The 26,500-nt window shown below is 50.2% G+C and carries 18 protein-coding genes; 12 read left to right on the plus strand and 6 right to left on the minus strand.

All coding sequences use genetic code 11. The annotated features are described in order from the left end of the window. Positions 1-306 precede the first annotated feature (306 nt). The 7 genes from KKH67_11990 to KKH67_12020 all read left to right on the plus strand — a co-directional run bounded on the left by KKH67_11990 (position 307) and on the right by KKH67_12020 (position 8,301). Positions 307-822, plus strand: a complete 516-nt coding sequence (locus KKH67_11990; protein MBU1319900.1) for a GNAT family N-acetyltransferase — start codon at positions 307-309, stop codon at positions 820-822. Between the two features lie 171 nt (positions 823-993). Further along, the gene (locus KKH67_11995; protein ID MBU1319901.1) at positions 994-1,395 is read left to right on the plus strand and encodes a VanZ family protein; all 402 of its coding nucleotides are present in this window, start codon (positions 994-996) and stop codon (positions 1,393-1,395) included. An 80-nt stretch (positions 1,396-1,475) separates the two neighbouring features. Beyond that, positions 1,476-3,302 carry an aspartate--tRNA ligase gene (gene aspS, locus KKH67_12000; protein MBU1319902.1) on the plus strand — a complete coding sequence of 609 codons (1,827 nt, stop codon included), beginning with the start codon at positions 1,476-1,478 and terminating at the stop codon, positions 3,300-3,302. Between the two features lie 93 nt (positions 3,303-3,395). Continuing rightward, entirely contained in the window at positions 3,396-4,361 is a 966-nt protein-coding gene (locus KKH67_12005) for a PhoH family protein (protein MBU1319903.1), read from the plus strand. Between the two features lie 12 nt (positions 4,362-4,373). Beyond that, entirely contained in the window at positions 4,374-6,590 is a 2,217-nt protein-coding gene (locus tag KKH67_12010; GenBank protein ID MBU1319904.1) for an HDIG domain-containing protein, read from the plus strand. Further along, complete coding sequence (gene ybeY, locus KKH67_12015) at positions 6,587-7,030, plus strand: rRNA maturation RNase YbeY (protein ID MBU1319905.1); 444 nt, start codon at positions 6,587-6,589, stop codon at positions 7,028-7,030. The genes KKH67_12010 and ybeY overlap by 4 nt, the downstream gene beginning before the upstream one ends. After that, positions 7,027-8,301: a hemolysin family protein gene (locus tag KKH67_12020; GenBank protein MBU1319906.1), complete on the plus strand. Its 1,275-nt coding sequence runs from the start codon at positions 7,027-7,029 to the stop codon at positions 8,299-8,301. Before ybeY ends, KKH67_12020 begins: the two co-directional genes overlap by 4 nt. Here the strand turns inward: KKH67_12020 and KKH67_12025 are convergent. After that, a complete protein-coding gene (locus KKH67_12025; GenBank protein ID MBU1319907.1) occupies positions 8,293-10,461 on the minus strand; it encodes a VWA domain-containing protein in 2,169 nt (722 codons plus the stop codon). The genes KKH67_12020 and KKH67_12025 overlap by 9 nt on opposite strands. Before the next feature lie 265 nt (positions 10,462-10,726). On the opposite strand from KKH67_12025, the gene KKH67_12030 reads away from it, so the two are divergent. Next, positions 10,727-11,095, plus strand: a complete 369-nt coding sequence (locus KKH67_12030) for a hypothetical protein (protein ID MBU1319908.1) — start codon at positions 10,727-10,729, stop codon at positions 11,093-11,095. A gap of 278 nt (positions 11,096-11,373) precedes the next feature. Here the strand turns inward: KKH67_12030 and KKH67_12035 are convergent, their stop codons facing one another. The 5 genes from KKH67_12035 to KKH67_12055 form a co-directional block, all read right to left on the minus strand. Then, the gene (locus KKH67_12035; GenBank protein ID MBU1319909.1) at positions 11,374-12,564 is read right to left on the minus strand and encodes a hypothetical protein; all 1,191 of its coding nucleotides are present in this window, start codon (positions 12,562-12,564) and stop codon (positions 11,374-11,376) included. Between the two features lie 52 nt (positions 12,565-12,616). Beyond that, positions 12,617-14,368 (minus strand): NAD+ synthase, encoded by a 1,752-nt coding sequence (locus KKH67_12040; GenBank protein ID MBU1319910.1) that lies wholly within the window; start codon positions 14,366-14,368, stop codon positions 12,617-12,619. Positions 14,369-14,631: 263 nt separating this feature from the next. After that, positions 14,632-15,651, minus strand: a complete 1,020-nt coding sequence (locus KKH67_12045) for a PorV/PorQ family protein (GenBank protein ID MBU1319911.1) — start codon at positions 15,649-15,651, stop codon at positions 14,632-14,634. Between the two features lie 10 nt (positions 15,652-15,661). Beyond that, positions 15,662-18,340, minus strand: a complete 2,679-nt coding sequence (locus KKH67_12050) for a hypothetical protein (GenBank protein MBU1319912.1) — start codon at positions 18,338-18,340, stop codon at positions 15,662-15,664. 23 nt (positions 18,341-18,363) lie between these two features. Beyond that, on the minus strand, positions 18,364-21,039 hold the full coding sequence (locus KKH67_12055) for a TonB-dependent receptor (GenBank protein ID MBU1319913.1): 2,676 nt from the start codon (positions 21,037-21,039) through the stop codon (positions 18,364-18,366). Positions 21,040-21,648: 609 nt separating this feature from the next. Between KKH67_12055 and KKH67_12060 the strand changes: the two genes are divergently transcribed. The 4 genes from KKH67_12060 (at position 21,649) to KKH67_12075 (ending at position 26,456) form a co-directional block, all read left to right on the plus strand. Next, the gene (locus KKH67_12060; protein ID MBU1319914.1) at positions 21,649-22,560 is read left to right on the plus strand and encodes an ABC transporter substrate-binding protein; all 912 of its coding nucleotides are present in this window, start codon (positions 21,649-21,651) and stop codon (positions 22,558-22,560) included. After that, positions 22,557-24,248: a HAMP domain-containing protein gene (locus KKH67_12065; GenBank protein MBU1319915.1), complete on the plus strand. Its 1,692-nt coding sequence runs from the start codon at positions 22,557-22,559 to the stop codon at positions 24,246-24,248. Before KKH67_12060 ends, KKH67_12065 begins: the two co-directional genes overlap by 4 nt. Before the next feature lie 128 nt (positions 24,249-24,376). Next, positions 24,377-24,784 (plus strand): response regulator, encoded by a 408-nt coding sequence (locus tag KKH67_12070; GenBank protein ID MBU1319916.1) that lies wholly within the window; start codon positions 24,377-24,379, stop codon positions 24,782-24,784. Then, the gene (locus tag KKH67_12075; GenBank protein MBU1319917.1) at positions 24,765-26,456 is read left to right on the plus strand and encodes a response regulator; all 1,692 of its coding nucleotides are present in this window, start codon (positions 24,765-24,767) and stop codon (positions 26,454-26,456) included. Before KKH67_12070 ends, KKH67_12075 begins: the two co-directional genes overlap by 20 nt. Positions 26,457-26,500 lie beyond the last annotated feature (44 nt).

The following is a 26,500-nucleotide window of genomic DNA, read 5'->3' on the forward strand; positions in this document are numbered from 1 at the left end:
CTCTTCTTAGATAATATCTTCAAGTCTCAGCTTGTTAAAACTAACGCAAGGGGGTACCTTCATGTTCAGTATCCCTAATCATTTCGTTGCAGCTATTGCGGGCAGCGCCAAAACTGCGCGTTAGTCCGAATGGGGCAGACGAGGAAGTTGCGATTCACGCGATCCTCTGTCAGCGCACAAGGACATGCGCCATCCGCAATCGGCTTGACATCGTGTCAATGACATCGTGTCAATCTTCTTGACAGCTCATTAGGCTGAGGTTAATTAGTATTTTGTCACACAGACAGACAACTGTGATTGCCCAATATGCAGATTCAACTCGAACCGCTGACAAGAGATAACTTCCCAATCATCCGTGATTGGATTGATCCACATGTGTTTCACATATTCAGGGCTCCTGTTGACGATACTCAACTCGAAAAGCTGCTTTCGAAAGAGAGCGGCGGCGTTCTAGCGGAAATCGGAATGCGTGCTGTTGATCCCGAAACGCACAATATTGTTGGTTTGCTCCACTCCGTTCTCGATTGGCAAAATGATTGCGCTCACATCCAGCAGATCGTTGTTGATCCTGTCAGACGCGGTAAGGGTTACGGATCTGCAATACTCGCTGATTTCCTGCAACTTTGCTTCGACGGCCACAAACTTCATCGCGTTCAGATCTTCACAGAGGAGAACAACAAGGCTGCTATGGCATGCTACGAGAAAGTCGGCTTTCAGATCGACGGTCTTCTTCGTGACAGAGTAAAGACTGAAGTCGGATACCTCGGAACATACGTCTTTTCTATACTGAGCAGTGAATTGTCTCCTGGAACGGATTCCTGACGGTGCTTCGCGCTGCTGATGTTTGCAGGCAAGATGTCAGGATCTCCTTACTTCGTTCGGACCTGCTCTTCGCTTCGCTCAAGCAGGCAAGGATCACTGACCTACGCATCTATGCATAGTCGATGCAATTTGGTCATTGCGATAATACCGTAAATCGTTATCTTCGGGGCTATGATGGAGGGCACTAAGAGCTTCTACAAGTATGTCTTGCCCGCAATTCTATATGCGGTGGTGATCTTCATTGTATCGTCGATCCCGTCGCTGACTCCCCCCAGACTCGGTACAAGCTGGGATGACAAGATATATCACTTCATAGAATATGCAGGTTTCGGTTTCCTGATTTTCCGGGCATTCCTGTCCTGGAAACAGACAAGTCCGGTCGGACGACGCACCCTGCTGACTCTGCTGATCGGCATTTCCATCGGTGCTGTCGATGAACTCCACCAGCATTTCATTCGAAATCGTGTGCCGGAGTTTTCCGATTGGTATGCCGATTCCGCCGGTATTGTCGCAGGCACAATCGCCGCTTTGCTGTTGGTCTGGTTTGTCCGGTCCCGTCTTAGGGGCAGATAGCTGCATCATTTCTTGCTTTTTGGGCAATCAGTCCATATTTTACCCGCCGAAATCTTGGAAATGCAAAGGTGATCGACAGAATGAGACAATTCAGCGAGCTTCAAAGAACACATACATGCGGTGAACTGTCACTGGCAGACGCCGGCAAGATCATAACACTCAATGGCTGGGTGCATGGCAGGCGTGACCACGGCGGGCTGATTTTCATCGATCTGCGTGACCGCTACGGTGTCACCCAGGTTGTCTTCCGGCCAGAGACTGTGTCGGCAGACATTCTCAAGACTGCCGGGAAGCTCGGGTATGAATTCGTTGTTTCTGCGAGCGGAAAGGTGGTTCCTCGCCCCGACGGGATGAAGAATCCCGATATGGTTACGGGCGAGATCGAAATCGAGGCCACCGAGCTGACCATTCTGTCTGAATCTGCTACACCGCCGTTTCTGATCGAGGATAATCCCGACGCCAGCGAGGAGCTTCGCCTGACATACAGGTATCTCGATCTGCGCCGTGAACCGCTGAAGAATAACATGATCTTACGGCACAGATTCGTGAAATCGATCCGCGATCATCTCGACAGCGAGGGATTCCTCGAAATCGAGACCCCGATGCTGATTAGGTCGACGCCGGAAGGTGCGCGAGATTATGTGGTACCGTCGCGTGTGAGTCCGGGAAGATTCTATGCATTGCCGCAGTCACCGCAGTTGTTCAAGCAGATTTTGATGATTTCCGGTTTCGACAAGTATTTTCAGATGGCGCGATGCCTGCGAGATGAGGATCTCCGCGCCGACCGTCAGCCGGAGCATACGCAGATCGATATGGAGATGAGCTTTGTCACTATAGATGACGTATTTTCGACGACCGAGCGGATGATGGCGTATGGTTTCAAGAAGACAATCGATGCCGATATCAATACACCGTTCCCGCGCTATAGCTACGATGATGTCATGAACCGCTATGGCTCCGACAAGCCGGACCTCAGAATCAAGCTCGAGTTGGTGGATCTGTCTGAGGCGGTCAGGGAGTGCGGATTCAAAGTTTTCTCCGATACGGTGGAATCGGGAGGAGTCGTCAAGGGACTCACGATTCCGGGCAAGGCTGACTTATCCCGCAAGCAGATATCCGACATCGAGGAATCAGCAAAGGCGCTTGGTGCGAAAGGACTTGCATATATTGGCAGAGCCGATGATAAGCTGAAGTCGTCAGTCGCGAAATTCTTTGGTGAGACAGAACTTGAAGGCATATTCAAAGCTGCAAATGTCAATATCGGCGACATGCTGTTTATCGTGGCTGATTCGAGGACAACTGCGAACAAGGTGCTTGGCGGATTGCGCACTCAGCTGGGGCGTGAATATGGTATCGTCGATAATGCGAGATGGAATTTTCTCTGGGTGATGGATTTCCCGCTGTTTGAGTATAATCCGGACGAGAAGCGCTTTGACGCGATGCACAATATCGTAACGTCCCCCAAAGAAGCCGATATTCCGTTGCTTGATGCCGGATTCGATCAGTCCGTCGAAGAGCTTGGCGAGGATCACCCGTGGGGGAAAATTCTCGCGAATCAGTATGATCTTGTCCTGAATGGAACAGAAATAGCGTCGGGCGGCATTCGTAATCACCGCAGAGATATACAACAGAAAATTCTGAATGTCCTTGGAATGAGCGACAGTGAAGCCGAAGAACGTTTCGGATTTCTCCTAAAAGCTCTGACTTTTGGCGCACCTCCTCACGGCGGCATAGCGCCGGGACTCGACAGGATTGTGGCTATTATGTGCGGCTCGACATCGATTCGCGATGTGATAGCATTCCCGAAAACTACGGCTGCACAATCACTTATGGATGCCGCGCCATCGACTATCGACCCGAAACAGCTTCGGGAATTGAAGCTCAGAGTGGTCGATGATGACAAGTGAGGCTGCATATTTAACTCTCCGACAGCCAAAAAACTTTTGAACTTTTGACCGATATAATTTATAATTGATGGATTGGAGGCTGACTCTTCGATTTTGGAAGATACTGTTCGAAAACAGATTACTTTGGACGGCGTGGACCTAAGACTTGTCTTTGGTCGCAATGATGTCCATTTGAAGATAATCGAAGATCAGTTCAACGCCCGCATTGTAGCTCGCGGGTCGGAGATCAGTATTGAAGGGGATAGTCAGGAAGTAGATCGGGTTATCAGTCTCTTCAATGATCTTTCCACCTACCTAAGCCGGAATTTTGAACTTCCCGAGCGATATCTCTGGTACGCTATAACTATGATTAAGGAAAATGGCGAGGGGCCTGCTGAGAGCCTTGACGCAGAGACTGTCATCTCCACGCTGTCGCAGGAGCCTGTAGCCCCGAAAACGCTGGGACAGAAAAGGTATACCTCAGCTGTCGCTAAACATGACATCGTGTTCTGTATCGGTCCTGCCGGAACGGGAAAGACATATCTGGCAGTCGCGCTCGCAGCGGCTGAGCTTAAACGGAAGTCTGTCCAGAGGATAATTCTGACACGGCCGGCGGTGGAGGCTGGTGAGTCACTTGGATTTCTTCCAGGGGATATCCGCGCCAAAGTCGATCCGTATCTGAGGCCGGTCTACGACGCCCTGCATGACTTAGTGGAGCCGGAGAAGACAAAGAAATTGATGGAACTCGGCATTATCGAGATTGTTCCTCTGGCGTTCATGCGTGGAAGAACGCTCAACAATAGCTTTGTTATTCTCGATGAAGCCCAGAACACGACTACGGCGCAGATGAAGATGTTTCTGACCCGTCTCGGATTGAATTCTCGGGCTATCATAACCGGAGATGTTACACAGATCGATCTTGACAAGAGCAAACTGTCGGGGCTGATAACGGCTGAAAGGATCCTGAAGGGTATTTCCGGAGTGAAGTTCGTGCATCTTGATGAGAAGGATGTTGTCCGCCACCATCTCGTGATGGAGGTCATCAAGGCATACGAGCGCCACGAGAAGCGCAGGAAATAATGGCCATCACTTATGTTTAGATTACTTCAAAGAGCAAAGAGATTCATTCGGGCGAAGCTCAAACTGGAAACGGCCCGCACGGTCTGGGAGGAACGTCCTCCGAGATGGACCCTGAAAATTACCGCCCTGATCCTGGTGATAGCGCTAATAACGGCAATATATCCGATCAGGATGACATTCCTGCCAATCTCGCTTCCGAAACTTGGAGACATTGCAACTGAGGATGTCATTGCTCCGATCGACTTTCCTGTCGAGAAGAGTCCGGAAGTGTTGCAGGAGGAGACGGCGAACGTCGTCAAGCTGGCTCCACTTGTTCTTGATTTCAATGAGTTCACGTATGATAGCATCATTACGAGGATTGACTCATTCTTTTCTGCAGCTCTGAACCTAAAGGCAGGTAACAGTAACCTCGACAATCAGACCCGGCGTCTGAGACTTTTCTTTCCCGAATTCAATGAGAGCACTTTGAGGCAGTTTCTGACTCTTGATTCCATCCGGAACTACAAGGCCCCTGTCAAGGCCGCTGTCTCGGATGTCTACTATGCGGGAGTGTTTGAGAACAGCGATGCAATCCAGAATATTGATAACGAAAACGTGCTGATTGTCAAATCGAATGTCAGGACTCCGCTGAAGAGGGACCAGATTGTATCGATGGACGAAATCGAAGCATTTGCAGCCCGTTCGTTCAATTATCAGGACCAGACAATCGGTAAGTTGCTCGCCACATTAATCGCCGGTCTTGCCAGGCCGACTCTTACGGTGGACTATCCGCAGACCGAACGTGAGAAGACTCTTGCTATAGCTCGTTTGCCTCGTGAGGAATTATCGTTTAAGGCGGGTGACGTGGTACTGCGCCGCAATCACAAAGTAGAGTCAGTGCATCTGAAATGGCTCGATGCTCTGGCGGAGCACAGGGTAAAGACGGAGGAGAGTGCAAGTATCTGGCAGTTGATACTGCCGATTCTGACCAGGGCTATGTTTGTTGGGTTCATCCTGTCGATATTTGCCGCCTTTCTCTATTTCTTCAAACGGCGCGAGGCATTCACCGGGGCTGGTATTCTGGCGGTCATCATTTTGATACTTCTTCAGGTTACTCTGGATTACCTGATCGGATTCAAACTGGATCTCTCGTCCTATCTCGTTCCATTTGCGATAGGATCGCTGTTGTTCGCAATCCTGTTTGGTCTCGAAGTCGGTCTTGTGGCGACTTTTTCCCTCGCAATTCTGACCGGAGTCCTCAACAATTTCGATTTCACTTCGGCGTTCGTGCATATGGCCACCGGTTCGGTAGCCTGTTTCTCTGTGCGGGTTGTCCGACGCAGGTCCGATTTCTATCGATCGATACTCTACATTTCTCTGACATATATATCGCTGATCTATCTGCTGGAGTATCTGCGCTTCACCGAGCCGGAGCAGATGATTGTCGAGTTCGGCTATGGCATACTGAATGCAGTCCTGGCGCCGATTCTGGTCATGGGCATATTGCCGATATTCGAATCGATTTTCAATTTGACTACCGACATAACGCTGCTTGAGCTTTCCGACATGAATCATCCGCTTCTGCGGCGCCTGGCAATCGAGGCACCCGGCACATATCATCATTCGATAGTTGTCGGAAATCTCTCGGAGAAGGCGGCTGAAGCAATCGGAGCCAACTCCCTTCTCGCGAGGGTCGGTGCATACTATCACGATATCGGAAAGATGGAAATCGCGGAATATTTCGTCGAAAACCAATCCGGGATCAGGAATAAACATGAGAAGCTTACGCCGAGCATGAGCGCACTGATCATCGGCTCTCATGTCAAGAAAGGTGTCGATCTTGCAGATCAGTTTGATCTCCCTGACAAGATTTCTTATTTCATCGAGGAGCATCATGGCACCACTCTGATGTCGTTCTTCTACAGCAAAGCGAAGGAATCAGGCAGTAACGGCGATTTGAATGAGGACGATTTTCGTTATCCCGGTCCCCGGCCGAATTCGCGCGAGACTGCAATTGTCATGCTGGCAGATTCCATTGAGGCAGCCAGCAGAACGCTTGATGATCCTAAACCGAGCAGAATTCGCAATATGGTAAAACGGATTATCAACGACAAATTCCAGGCGGGAGAACTTTCGCACTCCGAATTGACTATGCACGATCTTGGTTTGATCGAGGAAAGCTTTGTCAATATGTTGATTGGTGTATTCCACGCTCGGATCGACTACCCTCAGAAGGAGGAAGCTGAGTGAGCGGGGTACGAACATCAGTGATAAATACAACGAGAAGACGACCGATACCTTCAAAGAGGATCGCCCGGCTCGCCAGATTAATATTCACCGGTGAGCGCAGGGCAGGGCACCTCAATATCATAATGGTTGGCGATACGAAGATGAAGTCACTAAACTCCCGGTTTCGCGGGACCGATCGAACCACTGACGTTTTGTCTTTCTCTATCGATGAGGACGAGTCCGACCAACCTCCCTCTCTGACAGGCGAAATTTACATTTCCGTTCCGCAAGCCGTTCGGCAAGCGAAGTCTGCGGGCCATGATGTCTCCGACGAAATACTATTTCTAGCCTCGCATGGAATGCTGCATCTTCTCGGCTATACACATTCGACGAAGCGCGATTTTAAGCGTATGGTAGATAAGCAGATACATTACCTCAACAGGCTCTACAGGGAATCATGATAATTGCGGCACTCATACTGATATATGTAATCATTATCTACCTTGCATTCACGGTGAATGTATTTCAGTTCGGTCTCCTGCTGTTTGATAATGCCGACGGGGACTCGTTCAGCGATCTTGATGATTCTCGGCGCAGGAAGCTCAACGTGTTCTTCGAAGATCTGACATCATTCAATCATTTCGTGACCTTGTACGATAACTTTGCAGCCATCACTACTGCTGCGATAGCCCTCTATTTCGCCGGTAAGCTGTCTAATGGGACCCCCATCCTCTATGCCGCGTGGGCTGTGCTGGCACTGATCGTGACCCTTCTCGTGAATCTTGTAGTAGCGCAGACGATGTCCAAGAGAGTTCCGAGCAGGTGGATAGAGAAAACTCTTAAGTCACGTTTATCCATGATTCGGTTTCTCTATATGCTGTTCAGACCATTCGTTCGGGCGCTCGGCATACTCATGGAGAAATTCAAACGGGAGCATCTTTCGGAGGAGCAAAAGGAGGATATGGTGGAACGGGCGATTGAATCTCTAGCAGATTCCGCCGGGCTGAATGAGCCTCTCGTCGAGGAGGATGAGAAGGAGATGATCGGGAATATCTTCGAACTCGATCAGACTGCGGTGAAGGAGATCATGGTGCCTCGGACAGAGATGACGGGAATATCTATTTTTGCTGATTTTGATGAGATACAACGAATAGCCATTGCCTCCGGACACTCACGGTTTCCTGTGTTCGCAGAAGACCTGGATAACATCAAGGGAATTCTGTATGTCAAAGATTTGTTTGCCAATTTCCCCCTGCCCATAGACAACTTCAGCGTCTCGGATTTCATGCGCAAACCGTACTTCGTTCCAGAGACCAAGAAAATATCTGACCTGCTTAACGAGCTGAAGCTGAGTCATAAACACATAGCGATCGTCGTCGACGAATACGGTGGCATCGCCGGCTTGATCACGTTGGAAGATGTGATTGAGGTAATTGTGGGTGACATCCAGGATGAACACGACATCGAGGAGGCTGATATCGTCAAGCTGGACAATGGTTCGATCAGGGTCGACGCAAATATCTCGATAGAGGATATTGCAGATCATCTGGGGGTTGAGATCGACGACGGCGAGTTCGAGACTGTAGGGGGGCTGATCTATGATCTGGTCGGAAGCCTTCCTCGCGTGGGGCAGATTGTCTCAAGTGAGCATTTTGAATTCACCGTTGAGAGAATGGAAGGTCAGCGCATCGAAACAGTCAGAGTGCAATTGCGCCAGAAGAACTCACATTAGTTGCATCCGCTTTCTTATCGCCCATTCAGTCGACAGAAGTAAAAGCACCGCAAGCATGATTATCCAGTGATTCGCGAGAGGATATTCCTTCCTCGATCTGAGCTCACCGGATGCAAAATCCGCCTGGGTCAGAAGGCTATCCAGCATCGAAATCGGATAGTGTCGGCCTCCCGTGGTCGCAGCAATTTCCCGAAGCAGGTCTTCAGTTTCGTAGAGAGTCTCTTCTTCCAAAGAAAACGCCTCCACCACAAACCTGCCTGAGATCTTTGCTTCCGTCTTGTCGCCGCGAATTAGTTCTGCCGAATAGCTGTAGTTGCCATGGTCCAGCAAATGCATGTCTGTCTTCATTTTTCCGGGTGCAATTCTGACCATCGAAGAAATCAGCGTGTCGGATGTGGTGGCGGAATCCGGAATGACAGTCAGGATCACCGATCCATCATCGATCGCCTGATAGCTTTCGTCCAGCAACGATGCCGAGAATGTCACACGTTCACCCGATTTAAAGACTGATTTGTCAGGTGCAATTCTGACCCTGTCGACATCTTCGGTCGTCACGAGCCACCTGACGCAACTGTTGATGAATGTGCGGTACTCATCACCGGTACCACCGCGACCTTTCGAGAGAAACTCAGCCTTCCAGAGCGGGACGAAGCAGGTCGTGAGTACCTTGCCTTTCTCCACACGATTGATCGTGACGAGTGGAATCAGATTGCCTCCGAAATCGGGGTTCTGATGTACTGCGAGAACGGTGGCCCCCGGTTTCTCTTTGCCGGCCGTCACATATGCCTCAAACGGTGGCATGTCATCCCATTGTTTCTGCAATCGCGAAGCTGTTTCGGCAATCTGCATCACCGGATGATACTCTCCCTGCTTGGTCAGACGCAGGTGGAAATCTCCGTCCTGACGGAGGGTTGGCGGACTGGCGAATTCAAACGGGAGCAGATCGGCGAGCGGTCCGGACGGCGTCGAACGTGCGAATTCCGCACCAAGCAGGAAGAATACTGCCTTGCCATAGCTCGAAAGGTAGCTCGAAAGCGCATCGCCCTTCGATGCGAGTATCGAAGGCGAGTAATCCACAAGAATGACAAGGTCGTATTCGGCCAGCTTATCGGGGGACTGAGGAAACGGCGTTGTTCTTAGCTTTCCGGATCGATCAAACACCGAAAGATCGCAGTCGAAATCTTCCGATTCGTCGAGAACGCGCTTCAGGAATGTGACTTCCCAACTCAGGTATCCCGCCGCGACAAGAATCTTCTGCTTGGATTTCAATATTTTCATCGAGAATGACCGAACGTTGTTGTCTGTGAGTTCCTCCCCGGACTGCTTTGGCAACGAAACCGAGAATGTCCTGATCCCTTCTTCCGGGGGCACGAAATCGATTGTCCTGGTCTGTCGTGATGCCCCGCCTGTGAGAGTGATGTCTTCTGTAGCGAGTGTTTTGCTACCTGATCTGATCCTTACCGGAAGAGATAGGCCATCATACCCGCGAGATTCGATCTCGACTTCGATCTGAGACTGACGGCCCGCGTAACCGACCTCATCGTGAGTCATTCTGACTATCCTCACGTCATTCGATGATCTCTGCGGCCCGAGATCAAGCGCATAGACCGGCACCGACAACTCCGACGCTGCTTTCAGAGGGTTGGTGCCGCTGTTTACCAGACCATCGGAGATGACTATAACTCCCTGCAAGTTCTGCTCGCTATATTTCTCTCTCATATTGGTCAGGCAGTCGCCAAGGGCAGTACGTTTCCCGTCAAAACCGAGCGTATCATCGAGCGTCTCAATCGAATCTGAGAACCGATAATCATCTCTGATGAACTCGTCGCCCACCTCGCCGGGAAATGGGTTCTCCGACAGCCACTTCAACACTTCCCGCTTAGTCTGGAAATCCTCGACGTTCTTCACGCTTTCACTGTTGTCGAACAGCACAGCCACATGCGGAGGAAGCTCTTTTACAAGCAGATAGGAAAAGACCGGCTCTGCCAGAGAGAATAGAAGCAGAGTTATTGCAGCTGATCGCAGGATGCCAAGAAAGACTCTCATACCTTTCGAGAGGGGCGGATTGGTGCGACGATAATAAAACAGGACAAATGTCAGCAATGCTATCGCCAATAGTATTGCGGTCATAAGCCAGTAACCGCCAAATGATAAGAACATATCCTGCAAACAGACTCCTCGGTTACTCGGAACAATCCCTCTATAAAGGGTTACGAGAAGGGTGTGTCAAGCGCATTATGCCATGCACGTTAAGGCATACGTCGACAGCGGCCTGCGGTTCCCGGTGTGATTGTGCTTTCGCAAAGGGCCGAGAGCTGTTAATTTGCGAATCCTGTCTCTGCATTAATGGCTGCGAGCTGGTCTTTGATCAATATGCAGGACAGTCCGGATCTTAGGAACTCTGAAACCATGAAAGGAAGATCTCATGAGACTGGTAGGAGTATTATTGGCGGGTGTTCTTGTTCTGTCAGCGTGTGCCGTCGCCGGTGATTTCGATATGGCGCCAATCACCAACGAGATATCATTCTACAAGAATACAAATGACAGCTTCAACGAACTCGGGCAGACACTGCAGATTATCTCAATCAATTCATTCAAGTCGCTGACATGGTTCAATTTTGAATTCACGGGGGATTTCAACTGGGACATGACCGAGGGGCAGGATTATGACTACTATATAGAACTTAGCCTGGTGAAGAACATCACATCCAAGCTGAGCTTCAATTATCAGCGCATCTACGGCACTTTTGTTACCGAACCGGTCAATCAATTTGGGCTGAGGTTGTCGCTGTAGCTACGCTGTCAGGAATCCTTTCCTGACAGCTGAGTAAATCGGGCAGGAAAGGAATCCAGCCCGCGCGGAACATGACGAGATTGCCACGCTTCGCTCGCAATGACAGCGTTTGGGGTTTTTCAACAATCCCGAAGGTGGGGACCCATTGCCAGCAGCGCGGACCATGAACTCGACAGCTTGCTAGCCACTGTTGTTCTGTTGAAGAACGGCATCCAGAAAATCGGCAGAACCCTTCGAAGCTCAGGGGTTGCCACTCCGCTACGCTTCGGGATTCTGCCCTACAGTGCCGCTAGCAGACTCTCCGTGATCACCTTGGCGCCATGAATCGATTTGATATTTCGACCAGACGTGACCATCGATGTGAGATCGCCGGATGTGCGCAGTCTTGTGATCATTTCGCCGAGTGTTTCAAATTGATGCCGATTTGTCAATTCCAACCCGCATTTGGATTGCAGCACGAAGTCAAGATTCTGCGGAGCAAAAGTCCCGATAGGGGGTGCAATCATCAGCATCGGCAGACCAGCCCCCACCGCCCAGTTGACTCTTTCGTGCGGAGCCGCACAGAAGAGATCGAGTTGTGGCAAGTAACTCATACTCCTCGTGGTCTCTTCTTCTCGTGACTCTGCAGAGACGACAACGGTTGTTCTACAGGCCAACGCTACTTCATTACCGAAATCAAGCGCAGCATTCTCATCGAATCGCCGGACTTTCTGTACAAGTCTATCGATCTGGCGTTTGTCACTCCCCCAGAAGAATTGAACGCGATGACCTGCTCTGCGACAAGATTCGGCGGCAGCGAGCATGAGATCGATATGTCTTTTAGGATACGCTCCCGATATGAAGAAACCTATTGTAAGGGGCGTGTAATGTCGTTCGATTCTCGCAAGTCGCGCGTTCACAACTTCGTCCACATCGGCTAAGAGCTCCGGTTCCAGCACAAGCCCCGTCTCAAATAGAGAATCCGCGTCAACTCCCTGACTTCGCATCTTCTCGGCTGTTTCGGGAAGGGGGACATAGATTCTCTCGACGCCCGAGGTGACACTTTCTCTCGGAGCGGCGATTTCACCGTGGAGATAGAATACGCGATGATCGGATTTGAGCATGTTTGCCAGCAGCGGATGCGCAACCAGGCAGATGCCGTCGTAGTTATCGACATACTTCAGTAAATCGCGCTGTAGAATCTTTATCAGATGCGAATCAGGATCAAATTCAGATTTGCCTGACCTCAGGCTGCCATAGATATCCGAGATCAATCCCCCTCTCGATCCAGTGCGATATAACCACTTGATAGCCTTCCATGCCGTAAGAGCTGTGCCTCTGGATACTTCGAATATCGATGTGATCCGAAGCTTCTCACATTCCTGCGGATGGTGCACCCGCATATATCTCAGCACGGAATCGAGATAATTCGGATGCCCCCTGCCGATGTCGGTATATATGATTGTGATGGATGGTCTATCTATGGTCATCTCAACGAGCTTGCTGCGGTGTGGTTTCTGCGGTTTTCACGCAACACCTGAGCTACTCAAATTTATATCGGTTTGTGATCGGCATGCGGCGATCTTTTCCGAATCCGCGTGGGGTGATTTTCACGCCGGGTGCGGCCTGACGCCGTTTGTACTCGTTGATATCGACCATGCGGATCACTTTTTGTACTTCTTCGAGATCAAATCCGAGTTTGGCAATCTCCCGGGGAGACTCACCGAATTCCACATAGCGTTTGAGCATCGCATCGAGTATGTCATAAGGCGGGAAATAGTCTGTATCGACCTGATTTTCCCTCAGTTCTGCGGAAGGTGGCTTTGAGATAATTAGTGGCGGAATGATACTGCCGAGTCCATACTTTCGGGACATTCGATTCATCCATCTCGCCAGACTAAACACCATTGTCTTGTATAAGTCTTTCAGGATCGCAAACCCACCCGCCGTATCGCCGTAGAGCGTACAGAATCCGATTGCGACCTCGCTCTTGTTGCCGGTGTTGAGAACAAGCCAGTTGAATTTGTTCGCAAGCGCCATGAGGATATTCCCCCGTATGCGCGCCTGGATATTCTCCTCTGTGACGTCTTCTTCCAGCCCTTCAAATGTAGAACTGAGAGTGTCGGTATAATTCTTCAGTAGTCCATCGATCGGATATTCTACAAGTTTGACGCCGAGATTCTGAGCAAGTTTGCGGGCGCCGAGGGCGCTTTCCTTGCTGGTGTAACGCGTCGGCATAAAAACCAGATGCAGGTGGTTGCTGCCGACAATATCGTGCGCAATCGCAGCCGTCAGCGCTGAGTCTATGCCTCCCGATAATCCGATCACAACATCCGTGAATCCGTTCTTCTTGATATAGTCACGTGTGCCCGTCACCAGCGCGTTGTAGATTTCCTCTTCACGGGAGCGCGGGGGATCGGCGATCTGTGTCGAGATGCGAATCGATTTGGCCACAGGGCTGTATTTAACGGTGATCTCGGTAACATCGGGGAATTGATCGGCAAGCTTGACGATACGTGGGGTGAATTTCTTCCGACGGGACCGCTTCTTCAACTGCTCGATAGGAATGTCTACCGTCAAAAGATCTTCGTGAAACATCCCGGCAAGCGCAATCAGCTCACCGTTCGGGTCCATCACGAAAGACGATCCGTCGAATACAAGCTCGTCCTGACCACCGACGATGTTTACGTACGCATAATATACGCCGTTGCGCTTTGCGAAGCGCTTGAACATTTCGAATCGCTCCCTGCTCTTGCGGATATGATAGGGGGAGGAGTTGATGGTCATAACAAGCCCGGCGCCGTATGCTGACTGCAGTTCGCCTGGCCCCGGATTGACCCAGATATCTTCGCAGATGTTGATTCCGAAACGGAAATCACCAAGATCATATACTGGAATTTCGGGTCCGCTCACAAAATAACGCTGCTCATCGAACACGCCGTAGTTGGGTAAACAGACCTTCTTGTACGAATGGACGAGCTTGCCGGAACAAATCAGCGCAGACGAGTTGTAGAGCCTGCCTCCACACTCCTCGACATAGCCGATCACGGCCATCGGAGAGAATCGCTGCCTGACAAGTTCCTTCAGGTATTTCAGATTGTCCCGACAGAACTGTTGCTCGAGCATCAGGTCCTCGGGAGGATATCCCGGCAATGCCAGCTCGGGGAACAGCACGATATCAGATTGCCTGTTCTCCGCCTCGTGGATCGATTCGAGTATCAACTCTGAGTTGTGTCGCAAACCTCCGACAATCGGATTTATCTGAGCAAGGGAGATCCTGAATGATGTACTCATAGTTTCCTAAAATAGTACGAACATCCGATACTGTCAAACGGATTGATTTGAAATCTTGAAGGGGGCCCGATGACACGAATTTCGCCTGTTGGCGACACACGGGGAATTTACTCCTTGACCAAAGCCTTCCCATAGGCGGCCTACGTCCCTACGCTCCAGTATTCGTAGTTGATAGAACCGTAGCAGTGACAGAAAAGAAACCTCAGGTCTGGCTGACCTGAGGTTTGCTGAAACGCAGTTTATGAAGAAGTGGGGAATCTGCTTTAGAATCTGATTCCAAATGAGAATCTGTGCACGGAGTCGAGACTTCCGAAGTCTGACCATGCGTAGTCGATGACCAGAGCCGAACTCTGCGTCGGACTCAGGATCACACCGGCACCAAGCGTCAAACCTTCCTCTTCATACTTAAACTTGTATCCTGCCCTCATAGCGACCATGCTATTCCAGAGATACTCGCTTCCGAGCGAAAGCTGTTGAACATTATCGTTTGGATGCTTCGCTTCGGCAGCGATTGTCCAGGTTGACATTGAAGTCTCGACGAGATCATAGGCGCATCCAATCCTGAATGTCAGAGGAAGATCGTATTCTTCAGTCAGGTACGATGCGTTGATCGGGTCGTAGTTTGCATTGTCCGGATCTCTGCTATATTTGAAATTGAGATCTGATCCCGAGAATTTCAGGCCTTGCCCCAGATTCGAAATGTTCAACCCGACTCTGAGGTTTTTATACCCGGTCTTGAACAACGTACCAATATCGAATGCGATGCCCCTGCTGCGAGCCTGGGCAATGCGCTCGGAAACATACTTCATCTTGATTCCGGCAGAAAATCTGTCGGTCAAACTGCGAGCATATCCCGCCGATATCGAGAAGCTTGATGCATCAAAAGTGTTACCGGTGCCATTCGGCTCAAACACAGTAGTCTCTTCCATCTCACCGATGCCGAGTATCGTAGCCGAAAGGCCGAGTGTTCCTCCGAAGCCCATCGGTCTCACAAAGCTGATGAAATTCAGGCTCACATCTTCGATCCAGTCTACGCTGGTGAATGCGAATTCTGTTTCTTCCATCACGGCCATTCCTGCCGGATTCCAGTACATTGAATAGGCATCATCTACCACGGCTGAGGAAGCCTCGCCCATGCCGATATAGCGAGCGCCCATTCCGATTTTCAGGAATTGCGCTCCGGCGGTTCCGACCTTCGAGAATTCGCCCGCGTATCCTGCTGAAGCGATCAGCAGAAACGTGACAATTGCGATTGCAAGTATTTTGTATCTACTCAAGTTCATCACGCCACCCTCACTTTATTACAGCAAACTTACCGATTTTCGAACCATACTCGGAATCGACTGCATAGTAGTAGATTCCGGGGGCGATCCCTTGAGCATTCGACGAGCTGAGATCCCATGAAGCCGTACCGCCATTCTGAGAATGCTCAACAGTGCTGACCAGATCACCGGCCAGTGTGTATATCCGAACCGTGCAAATATCCGGGAGGTTTATGAACTCGAGTTTCCGCTGACCCTCGTTGTACTCCCATCCCGCACTGACAATGTACGGATTCGGAACGACCTTGATGTTGTCCAGACCATCTCTGGCAGCAGCGAAGTCGATACCGGAACCTTTGAATGTGAATACGTCATTCGGGCCGTTGATCGGTGCGCCATAGATTGTGATCGCGTCGCCGGGCCCCCATGTGTCCACGCCATCCGGATCGAGAACCAGCACCCAGCCTTGATGATACGGGAATCCTTCCGGATGCGGTGAACCGTCGTATGGGATATTCACAACCACGATATAGTCCATTGTGCCATCGTCGGGATTGTATGCCGTCCATTCGCCATCGTAATCCCAGTCGATGATCTCGGCTATCACCTGCTCATTGGTTGTAGTGTTCCATATTTCGAACGGAATTGCGACCGGTGTAACGTCATCCCACCACCAGTATCCTTCGGAGCCTTCGGTGGTGAATCTCAATTCGAAATCAGATCGGAAGTGCATTCCTCCGCCAAGCGGATAACCGGTCAGATCGCTGAGTGGCACCGGATCGTACGCAAGGCGCAGAGTCGTGTCTGACCCTGATGCAAACTCTGTCTGGTAGTATGCCTTTGAGCTGATTTCGCCATCCTGCACAAGCAGTCTGAATCCTTCGGTAACCAGCGCTTTCTCTTCGTCCGCCGTCTGATCGATCTGATGTGAGAGCAGTGTGTCACCGGTAGTGACGTTCAGGAGATGCCAGTATGTATAGTATGGATCATCGCTGAATCTCACTTCGTATTCATGGTCGACCATTTCAGCAGAGTTGAACTCGGTGACGACAATTCTGCCATCGCTGATCGCTCCGCTGTTTTCCGCCGTGTGCTTAACCGTGTTTTCGATAGGATAGTATCCCGCCGGCAAAGAATGCGGAATCACTGAGGCTGCATTCGATTCGCTGCCGGGATTGCCGTAAGCGGTCGAAAGCGGATCGAGATTCAATTCCGCGTTACCGACATCGTATGATACAATTGAGTACCAATATTCAAAGCCATTGATAGCGGTGCTATCGATGAAAGTGTGGTTTACGAAATCCGATTCATCCTGCTTTTCGAAGACAGCGAGTGGCATATAGCCAGGCCCCTCACTCAGATCGGGATTGACAATCTTCTTGCCCCAGGTCAGACCAAAATCGGTCGACCGGTACACTTTATAGCCAAGGAAGTCGATCTCGCCGCTGAATCTATCAGCCGTGGTCTCGGAGGCGTTATCCCACCAAAGCTTGACCATGCCGTCGTCAGCTTTCGCCGAGACTGTCGCCTCTTTCGGCGGCTCCGGTCCAATGAAATTGCTATTATAAATCGCTTGCGCCATATCGGCGTTGGCTTTCAAAATATCTTCATTAGGAGCTGCGACCAGCGCATACACTACGCGGACAGTCTTGCCGGCCTCCAAATTGATACCGCGAGTGCATTGAATGTAGTACTGGTCAGTGGGTGGAAGGCTTTCATCGAATTGCTCGCTGTCGATGAGCTCGAACTTTCCGGGATCGTTATCGGGAAGGTAATCCCACTGCCCGGTGCGAAACGCAGTCATACCGATTCCATCGGGAGTTTCGATATACTTTGTGCCCATCACTCCGGTCTCTGAGCCCCATCCTTCATCGTATCCATCTTCCTCGTAAGTCCACGCGAGGTTTCTCTCCTCATCGAAAGCAACCAGATCGCCCAGCCGTCCATTCTCATTTGTCGGTTCGTAGTAGCCACCGATGTCGAAGTCACAATAGAGACCGAACGCGAACTCGGAGTAATCTTCATCACTTGTATTAGTGATCTGCAGCACCACGAAAAGGTAATCCTGGTTGTAGCTGTAGTTCCACTGATATACCGTATGAGCTATCTCAATTCCTAAAAGGCTTGATCCGAGTGCATCGTCTGCCATCCTGAAATGGCTTTCCTGCTGTGCAATCGGTCCACCTTCAAGGTAAGTCTCCGTTGTCGGATCCCAGATCTGATTGTGCACCCAAATGCGATTATCAGGGTCCCAGACTTCCCAACCGTATGCCGGGTAGCCAATGCCGAATCCAATCGTATCCGACACATCGTACTCATAAGTGTCACTCGCTGTCGACACACTGATGCCGTACGTCTCATCTCCACTGACAATTCGCGGAATCGGCATCAAATCGTCATCTGTGTTGACAACAAGCGTATCGCCCGAGGCAGTTATCGCGCCCATCCAGTACTTAGCCTCAGCAAGATAGTCGTGGCCTGAGTTTTTGGGCCACTCGCCGGAAGGCAACCACTGGTAGCTGTATCCTCCGATAATGCCCCAGTTTCCCACAGTCGTCACGATATTACCCTTATCGTGAGTAATAAGATCGCGAACTTGCGGCGGCGGCAGTTGGGGCGCCATGTTGATCGCATATGCAGTCTGCGCAAGTAATGCAATCAGTACTGCGACTGCGACCGGAACTGCTCTTGAAACCTTTTTGACAACCATTTATACTACTCCAACCTTCTCAGTTAAAATACGAATTCCAGGCCCCAGCGAATCCTTCTCGGTGTATCGAAATTCTGTGGATCCATCGCTAAGAGGCTATAAACGCGATTAACATCCGCTGTGGTGATTGGTCCCGGCCCGTCAGGATCAACAGTGAGTGAGAAATCTCTTCCATCGTCGTCCGGCTTGCCGGTGTTAGAATAGACAGCCAGAACATTTCTGCGGTCAAACAGATTCTCTACCTCTACGAAGAGCGATATGAACGTTTCGCCAGTCTCGCCGAAATAGTAATCCTTGTTCAGTTTGAGGTCGACCGTGTATGTGGCTGGCTTGCGTCCTTCGTTCAGCAGGCCAATTCTGTTTCCATCCTGATCGGTCTTTGTATACGGCATTCCGCTGCCATAGCTGAACAGAACGTTTGCACCCCAGGCGCTCGGCATGCTTATGCCGAACATGCTCGCCTTGTAGTCCCGTGGAACACGATAGTCGACGTTGACCGACATAGTGTGCCTCTGGTCAAAAGCGAGTGGATACTCTCTGACCGGAACTATGGGGGGATTGTCCACGGTATAGTAGTCATAGTATCCTTCATACGGATAGGAGGCATTTCCACGGGCTATCATATAGCTGTAATTTATCGATCCGGAAATGTTGTTCGAACGACGCTTTGTCAGCACAACGTCAAGTCCCTTCACCGATCCGTAATCTGCGTTCTCATAAGCGACGTATGATCCTCCCGGGTACCGCACAAGTTCGGTCGTCGTTAGATTGGATATATCCCGGTAGTAGGTGACAAGTCTCAATGCGGTGTTGTTGTCGATCATATGACTCACACCGAGTTCGTATCCCACCGTTTCTTCAGGCTCGAGATTCGGATTTCCAACCAGCGGGAAACCGGAGTTGAGCTCCGCCTGCAAATTCGTGTACATGTACGAGTAAAGCGGCACCTGGAAATAAAGACCGTAGTTGAAATGCACGACTGTGTTCTCAGAAATCGGATGAGACATGCCGAATCTAGGCGATATCTGGAACTTTGGATCCGCAGTCAACCAGTTATCTTTAGTCACCGGATTATCCCAGTAGCCTATAGAGGCATCCACGTAATCGAACCGGACACCTGCATTGAGAACCATATGCTTCATCTCGATCTTGTCCTGCACATACCCTGATGCATATTTCGGCGTCACCTGGTACTGTTCGCCATAAGGGATCTCGTTAAAGAACTGCTTGCTATCCCAGTGCAGTCTATTGAAACGATACTCTGCACCAACCTTGAGCTGGTTGTACTTGTCGACCTGCATCAGAAAATCACTCGAGATGCTCTTGTATGAACTGAACCTATACGAGTATACCGGATAGAAGTCCGAACCTTCGGTGAAACCGGAATAGAAATAGAGCGTATCCGGATTATAGTTTCTCAGGTGGATAGTCCCGTTATAGTTGCCGTTCTCATCCTCGGAATACCCCGGCCATTCGCTCCAGTATTTATCAAACAAGTGCTCTGGAGCGAGCTTGGTCCAGCTTTCGAAATGATTCAACCTCGCAGTGAGAACGATATTCTCCTGAGGTGCGTATGTCCAGCGAACTCCAAGTCTCGATGACTCGCTCTTGATCAACCCAAGGCCATCAAGATTGAAATCGTAGGAGATGTTATTGACATCACGATGAACGTACCTGTTCAGCCTTCCTTTATAGTAGTTGCCGAGGACATTGAATTTCATTCCCGGAAGTGGCTGAAACGTGAGCTTACCGGTCTGAGAGAATGAGTTCAACCTATTGTGGGGCAAATAACCATCGATGTCACGGAATTCGGTCGAACTGAAAAATGTCGCTCTGTACTTGTCATAGAAGTATGGAACCGGTCCGCCGAGATTGCCGACACCGCTGTTCCTGCCGATTCTCTGCACATCCTGAAATTGCCCGGAGTTGGCATCATAGGTCTTGACCAGACCGTCATAGAACTTCACCTTGCCGTGGTACTCGTTAGAACCTTCCTGAGTCATCGCACTGATCACACTAGACAAAGCTTCACCATATTCCGCAGAGAATCCTCCGGGAACGATGTCGATCTCTTCGAGGGCATCAGGTGCAATTCGAGTTCCTGCAGTGCCGAAGAATGGATCCTGAATGAGGACATCGTCGAAATAGTAACTGTTCGTGCCATCTCTCCCACCTCGAACATGAAGCTGTCCACGGGCATCAGTCACTGTGCCGGCTGTTACGTCAATAATCTGATCGATAGAGAGAGCATTGGGCAGATTCCGCAGCTCATCACGTGTGACGACATTAACCGATGCTGTCCTGTCTCTACGAACCAGCGGCCGCTCAGCACGCACTGTCACCACCTCGTCGGTAGCGATTGTAGATGGGATTAGTTCGAAATCGATCGGTGTTGTCAAATCGAGCAGCACCTTGACCTCAGACTTGGCAATGCTGCTGTATCCGATTGACCGAGCCATCAGCGTGTAGGTGCCAACTGGAACATTGATCACGAAGAACTCGCCGTCGGCATCGGTCAGGCAGGTGACGTCCAGCTCCTCAATTCTAATAGAGGCTCCCGCCAGAGGCTCCCCGTTTTCGGAATTCTGGACTGTTCCTGCGATCTTGCCTGAAGTTCCGGCAAATGCAGAGGCTGCCGTGCAGAGAACAACGGCTGCCAGGAACCAGATTGATAAGACTCCGTTTCTTTGTTTCTTCATCACTAATACCTCGCCCTTTTGTGCGTGGTCAGAATGGGTTTCTTTCCGTTGCAAGTTTTCACCTGTTATTTATTCATTATCGAACTCTGTTCTTGTTGCGAGTGTTCGAATCTCCTTATCTGCAGGAGTTATCGACAGGGCAGCATCAAACTTTAGGCACAAACTTACCCCCGTTGGTGCTCTGAAAGCAACCTCCGTACAATATGTCTCTCATCATTCTCTTCGGCAGATGCCACATGTTACTGCAGTCGATCAACGATCATTCATAATAATAGGGGCAGATGATGCAGCAATGGACTATTGGGATTACCAGAGCTATCGCTCCGGGAATGGCTTCATACTCAATTGTACTCGGTGCGTATGAGAGGCGTATATGCAACCGAGTTTGATTTCAAAGAGAAATCGAATGCCCAGTAAAGGTCTCAAGCAATCGAGACAACTGCCGATAACCTTCGAATAGGTAGACACTTCTCGTATGAGACTGCCAGAGCAGTGCTTCATTTGGCCATGATGCTGCTCGAACGACCGTCATAGGAGACTTTTTTAACTTTGTACAAAGGCCTTCTACATAGAAAATGCATCCGCACTGTCCTCTGCCTCGCGGTAGTGATGATTCTGTTTGGGTCCGCTCAGGTTTTAGCTGAGGGTGCAAAAGTCCTCATCATCTGCAGCGATCAGCAGGAATCAACACTGAGATCCGTCAAAGGCATCAGGCAGACCGTCGAAACTGGCAGGATACCTGTCGAACTTGAAGTGTACATCGCGATATCGGGTGATTCCGCGGCTGATGCAGTGAGAACGAAGGTTACGGAGTTTTCACCCAGCGTGATAGTAACAGTCGGATCGCGCAGCACGCGTCTTGCAAAATCACTCGATTTGAAGATTCCGATAGTATTTTCCTCGGTACTGAGTCCGGTCACGAGCGGTCTGGTTGCCAGTTATGAGCATCCTGGCGAATTCTTGACGGGAGCATCGCTCGATATTGATGTCAATATACAGCTTGAGCGGTTCAAGCGGCTGGTTCCGAAGGCAAAGAGAATCGGCGTCCTCTATTCGGAGCGCACAGCATATATGGTCGAGCAATCGCTGGTTTGGGCCTCGCAACACTCGCTGGAGATGGTGCCATTTGAGGTTAAGTCTCCGAAAGACGTACCGACCGGTGTAGATTCCCTCACACGTTCATGCGATGGCCTGTGGGCAATTCCTGACGAATTGATTTACACTCCGCAGTCAACCAGGTTTATTCTGTTGGAGTCGTTTAGAAACATGATCCCGACAATGGGCTTTTCTCCCTCATTCGTGCAATCGGGTGCCCTGTTTGCTCTGGTAGTGGATCACAAATTTGTGGGAGTGCAGGCCGGCGGATTGGTGACCAAGATACTTAACGGCACTCCAGCCAGCAAACTATCTGTGACGACACCCGAGGCTCCATATCTCTACCTGAATCGCAACACAGCGGAGAAACTGAGACTGGACATTCCCTCTGACTATTATTCCGTCGCTAAGGAGGTATACGAATGAGACACTTCGTGTCATTCTCAAGCCTCCGGTTTAGGGCGATGGTTGCAATATCTGGCCTGATCATTCTCACATCGGCGGTCTTGGGTGCCTTCCTGTTCAATCACCTCAGAAGTGAGATGAAACAGGAAGTACTCAAGAGAGGCGAAACAACCATCAGGCAGATTGCCAGCAGCTGCGAGTACGGAGTGCTAACCGAGAACAGAGTCGAACTCCACAGAATCCTCGAAGCTCTTACGCTGCAGGATGATTTCGCATACGCAGTCGTCCAGGACAGCACGGGCGAGATCCTGGCGCAGTTTGACCGGATCGAGGCGGCAGAGCTTGTAACCTGGATAGCAAACAAAGATTTCAGGACTCGCCACAACGCGGACTCGATAGTAGTTCATTATCGTGAAGTTCCTGAGCTTCAGATGGATCTGGTAGAGTTCTGCTCCCCAGTGAGAACGACGACATTCGATATTTCACTCGAGGATCTGGGAGCAACCGCCGTCGACGAAAGCGAGTATGGCAGCAAGAGAGAGATGATCGGAATGGTCCGGATCGGTCTGTCGCTCGAGCGAATGTACGGTAGGATTTATGACGTAGCGAAGATGATAGTCGTAATCATCTTCTTCGTTACACTTGCAGTAATCGGCCTGACTGCGCTGATGGTAAATGTGATCATCAAACCGATTGATCGACTCGTGGATGCGACCGAGAAGATTGCAAAGGGCGAACTTGCGCACCTGCAAATCATAGGATCGATGGACGAAATCTGCAGACTCGCCAAATCATTCAACGTGATGGTAGAGTCATTGCGCGACTCCAGAGACGAGATCGAGATGTACAACCGTACACTGGAATTGAAGATAGCTGAACGAACCAAGGAGCTGGAAGATGCCCAGACGCAGCTCGTGCAATCGGAGAAAATGAGCGCTGTCGGCCAGTTGTCAGCAGGGATCGCACACGAGTTGAACAATCCTATGGGTGGCATTTTGGGCTATGCGCAATTCGCACTCGAGAAGCTGTCAAATCTGAAGGCTGGGGATGTGAGAGATAAGGACATAGAATCCCAACGCCGGTTTCTCTCCGATATCGAACAGCAGGCAAGACGATGTCGGCTGATCATCAAGAATCTCCTGAAGTTCTCGAGAGACACTGACAAGACAGAGTGGGAGCCGTTCGAGCTGAACACGACATTGATCGACACGATCTCTCTGATCCAGCACCAACTCGATCTTGGCAACATTGAACTTGTCAAGACGTTCGCCGATGACTTGCCGAAGCTTTACGGCAACACCAGCCAATTACAGCAGGTCTTTACCAATCTGCTGTTAAATGCCCAGCACGCTATGTTGGAAGGAGGCCAGATTCACCTTACCACAAGGCTGGCACCGCAACTGGGTGAATTCTCCGGATGCATCGAGGTAATCATCAAAGATAATGGTGCAGGTATTGCCCCAGGACACATTAACAAGATTTTTGAGCCGTTTTTCACGACCAAGGCAACCGGACAGGGTACCGGCCTCGGTCTCTCGATTAGCTACGGGATCATCAAGGATCATGGTGGCGACATAACGGTATCCAGCGAACTCGGTAAGGGAACGGAGTTTACGGTCATTTTGCCGCTTGAGAGTAGCGGTTCGGCTCCTAAGGACAAGAGTGACGAATCCGACATGGGCAAAATCAGAGCTATGATATCCGAGTAAGCTGCTCAGTAAATGAGATTAATGCGTTCGTGCGATTCACGTTGGCAGGAGCACTATATAGGACTGAAGTAGTGTGCTTTAGAAGATGGGACTTGTGACCGATAAGACTTGATAGGGTAATCGATATTATGACAGCATCCAAAACTATAAAAAAAATATTGATAGTGGACGACACTGAAGTCATCCGCAATCTTTTGAGCGAGCTCCTTGCCTCAGAAGGCTATGAAGTCCTCTGTGCAAATGACGGTATCGAGGCAATCCCAATAATCCAATCTGAAGAGATTGATCTCGTCTTCTGTGATATTCATATGCCGCGAAGGAATGGACTTGACACTCTGATGTGCTCCAAAGCACTCAAACCCAATCTTCTATTCGTCATGACAGACAGTCTTCCCGACGAACTGGCCGAGGCTGCGCAACAGAATGGCGCAATCAAATGCATCAGCAAACCATTCGATCTGGAAGAAATCAGAGACAGCGTACTCCGCGCCGAGTCGATATACTCGAAAGGCATAAATGTCGAAAGCACCAGGTAGCGAATCCAACCGGGCAAAGCTCCTTGTCGTCGATGACGAGGAGATCATCCTCAATATAGCGACCGACGTTCTTGAGAGCGAAGGATACGAAGTCAGGACGGAGACTAACCCTCTTAATGCGCTCAAGGCAGTGACCCAGGAAAAATTCGATTTTGTACTGACCGACATAAACATGCCACAAATGAGCGGCCTCGAGATGATCAAGAAAATCCTCGAGATCGATTCTGAAATCGGCGCGATCTTTATGACAGGGTATGCAAACCTCGAGACCGCGAAAGAGGCAATCAAGACCGGCGCATACGATTATATCATGAAGCCATTCGAGTTGAGCGAACTGCGCGCGGCGGTCACAAAAGCAGTTGAGAAAAGGCGCGAGCTGGTAGCCAAGTCTGATGCCGGCCGTCTCGATCGATTGTCGGACCTCGTCGAGGTCCTTTATACCGTCGGTGACAAAACAAGCCTGCTCAAACTCTCTCTCGGTCTGGCTTTGATCAACTCAGGGTTGACCACCGGTGTGATCTCCTGCTGGGAGAAAAAGTCAAGCGAGTTGGTTCTCATTTGGACTGACAATGTCAGGCAGAGCGATTTCAAAGAATTGTCAATCCAGCTTGATGATGCACTTGCCGCCGAATGCTTTGACTTTGAGGCGCCATTGAAGCTGAAAGGGCTGAACGATCACCCTCTAATGACAAAGCTTGTGAAGTCTTCCCCTGAGGTCAATACCGCTGTCAAGTATTTCAACCCCGAATACGGCAACACATCGTTGAAGGTATTCCACAGAGATCAATTCTTCGTCATGATCTGCGTACAGGACAAGTCGCCGGAAGAACCGATATCGGAAGGCGACCTCAAGCTGCTGAACATAGTCCTTAACATGGCGATGGTCGTGGTTGACAATATCCTCCTGCTCGGAGAGTCCCAAAACGCACTGAATGAACTGGAGAAGCTGCACGATCAAATTGTGAATCTGGAACGGGTCGCCACGCAGGGGATTATGTCGGCGGAAATCGGTCACGAGTTGAACAACTATCTCAACATCGTGCGCTCAAACTTCGAACTCCTTCAGTTGAAAGCCAAAATCACAAATCCCGACGACATAGGCAAATACATGCGCGGTATCGAGGAAAGTCTCGGTCAGATGACGAGGTTCACTTCGGGACTGGCCGATGCAGCCACGCTCAAGTCAGAAAAGACCGAAGTTGATTTGAACGCACTGATTGATGATATCATATCATTCCTCTCTCCACAGAGGAAGTTCAGAGAAATCAAGTTGCAGCATGTTCAGAAATCTGAGGTCCCCCAGTTAGTTGCCGACACTCGTCAACTCCAGCAGTTGTTCTATAACACTCTGAACAATGCCGCAGAGTCATTTGCGACAGTGGAGAGAGACGAAAGAGAGATAACCATTTCGACCGGTTTCTCCGAGGGCGCCGTATCTATCGAAGTCTCGGACAACGGCAGCGGTATTCCTCAGGAACTGTTGACCAAAACCTTCCAGAACAGATTCACTACCAAGAGCAATGGACATGGATTTGGACTGATCGTCTGCAAGAAAGTCGTGGAAAACCACGACGGTACGATTGTGATTGACTCTGCCGAAGGCGAAGGGACTACTTTCAGGATCAAGATACCCCTTTCTTCCCCACAGAATCCAGTATCCCAGGACGTTTGATTAGGTTCATACAAGAGATCTGCTCCTGGCGGTTCCCTGAACAG

The organism is Candidatus Zixiibacteriota bacterium (assembly GCA_018820315.1).
In the GTDB taxonomy this organism is placed as follows: Bacteria; Zixibacteria; MSB-5A5; order JAABVY01; family JAHJOQ01; genus JAHJOQ01.